The following is a 2,366-nucleotide window of genomic DNA, read 5'->3' as shown; positions in this document are numbered from 1 at the left end:
GCTTGTTGACCAGCGCGAAACTGCTGAAGCGGGCGATGCGCCCGGTGTGCTCGTCGAAGGCGAACACCGGGGAGATGTAGCGGTACTCCTTCGACTCGATGGCGTTGCGCGCCTTCTGCGTCCACTCCACGCGGGCCTCCACCGCACCACGCTCGTTGACGCGGTACTCACGCGCCCAGCCGGAGGCCTCGGCCCCTTCACCCTTGGGGGCTTTCAGCTCGGTGCCGTGGTTGTAGTCGAACGGCAGATCGATGCCCTGGGTGTGGGCAACCGTTTCGCTGATGACCTGGTTCGCGTCGTAGGACCACTGACGGCCATCGCGGCCGCCAATGGTTGGACCAGGAGGAAGGACCTCGACCCACTCGGGCACGTCAGTACCCAGCTCGAAACAGAGCGCGGTGGCGAGGGTGGTCTTGAGTGGGGGCGTCTTTTTCATGTCGCCATAGTCGGCGACAGGTGGGGGCTAGTTTTAGAGGAAGGGGTTCAGCAGATTAGCTGAGGTATCAGCGTATCTAATCGTCCTTGTTAAATACGTGATGGTGATAACTGCAGAAGCCTCGGAACTGCTGGTCGTCCACCCCCAAGGGTTCCTCACACACTACGCATTCCGTGTACTCCAGCTCGGTGAAGCAGATTGCACACTCGCCAATTTCGAGCAGGAACGTATCGTTCCCGCAGTTCGGGCACTCCTGCGTAAATCCATCGCCACCGTCTTTGATGTCGTAATGGTTCCAACTGCTAAAATGCTCAGAGATAGCGGGCGCCAAAACGTCTTCATAACTATGGCCTGTTCCGCATTGTGTGCACATGAAACGGAGTTGATTAGGGTCCGTCTCATTGGGGTTCTCCACCCGAACCAACTGAGAGTCACAGGAAGGGCAGCGGACCTCATCTATCGAGTCAGATACCTGCGTAAATGGCCAGTCCACCTCATCCATTGACTTACGGCAGGCCGCCAGCTCATCTGCATATACCTGTTCGACATCTACCAGGGACTGCCAACACTCGTCACCAAGAAGGCCACGGGGATCAGCACCGAGATGCGGCCGACAGAACTGCACTATTAGTCGCAGTGAGTTGGCTATGGCTTCCTTCATCTGACTGGCAGAGACGGCTGTAAAGTAATGCTCCGCGTCGTTGCGAATGCGCTGGAGGTTTTCCAGCAGCCCCCAGTCAACGTCCTTCACCCCCAGAGAATCAAGTCGGGAGATGAGGTCCGCTACCTCAACTGTCTTTTTCTTCTTTCCAGCACTTACCCACAGGACCTGGCCTGTATTCGGATCGAGTACAGGTTTCACCGATGCATTTAACAGCGCTTCGTTCGTGCCAGGCTGGCTTAACTGTTGCAGCTTGCATTTGAACAGCAAGAGCAGGCCGGCATATAGATTGCGAAGAGCTGACAGCATCCGGCGCGGGTCGCTGTCGTGAAAGTCTTCGACTCCCAGCTGGATGGATGTAACGGCGTTGTCGAGCATGGACATAATGGCCTCCTACGCGCAGCCATACACACTGTATAGCGTTAGAAGGGCGTTAGAAACGCCATCACCGCTCAAAAGAACACTCCCTGCCCATCCGCCTATCCTCAGTCCGTTTCGCCTCTCCTGCGCGATTTCTCGGGCTGTTCTGATTTAGCCAGGATGGTGGATGTCTTTTCCTTCTCTTCCAGGAGCTGCTCGGCTTGCTTCAGCCGGGGTACTGCGCCTGGGTTGTAGGCCCAGCCAGGCTCGATCCCCTCTGGCACCTGGAGCACCTGGCCGGTGCGCTGGTTGATGAACTCCAGGAGCTTGCCGGTAGGCGCCTCGGTGATGTACTTGCCACTCGCCTGCAGGCGCTCGGCCTCACGGCGACTGACCTGGCGCACCCAGCACTTGCAGCCCCAGCCGTTGGGTGGGAAGTGGGTCTGCCAGAACGGATCATCTGCAGGCAGCAGGATGCCGGCCCAGCCCAGGTGCTGCGCTCGGTGGTGTCGGCTCGGGCCGAGCTGATACAGGAGGAAGGGCTGAGTCTTCTTCGTGCGCTGGATGCGGTCCCACTGGCCCGCCGCGTTGGCGGTGCGCAGGTTGGTGTCATAGATGACCCGGAGCCTGCGCGGGCTGCCCAGCTGGACCTCGCGGGTCTGGCCGGTCAACGGATCGAGCATATCGGCCTTGCCCCACCATCCCTGCTTGACCAGGAGCGGCTGCAGCTCGCGGCGGAAGGTGTTGAAGTCTTGGCCACCGTCGACCATCTCATCCACGGCGGAGCGGATTGCCTCCAGGATGTCCAGCTTCATGGCCTTGGCCACCGTGAAGATGGTGGCGTGCTCTTCCTGGAACACGTCGCGATGGWCAAAGCCAGGCTTGATGCCCCTGGCGCGCAGCCAATCT

At 59.4% G+C, this 2,366-nt stretch carries 3 protein-coding genes; all 3 read right to left on the bottom strand.

The features are described from left to right. On the bottom strand, positions 1-436 hold a 436-nt coding region (locus tag A6723_RS30960; protein ID WP_218188789.1), incomplete at its 3' end, for a phage protease. A 76-nt stretch (positions 437-512) separates the two neighbouring features. Further along, positions 513-1,481, bottom strand: coding sequence for a hypothetical protein (locus A6723_RS30955; RefSeq protein ID WP_054906972.1), 969 nt, complete (start codon positions 1,479-1,481; stop codon positions 513-515). Positions 1,482-1,582: 101 nt separating this feature from the next. Next, positions 1,583-2,366 (bottom strand): phage minor head protein (locus A6723_RS30950; RefSeq protein ID WP_064979918.1); only part of this gene is annotated, 784 nt, incomplete at its 5' end.

Source organism: Pseudomonas sp. AU11447 (assembly GCF_001672555.2).
GTDB classification, from domain to species: Bacteria; Pseudomonadota; Gammaproteobacteria; order Pseudomonadales; family Pseudomonadaceae; genus Pseudomonas; species Pseudomonas nitroreducens.
The sequence above is the reverse complement of the archived record's forward strand: the minus strand, read 5'-3'. Positions and strand labels throughout refer to the sequence as shown.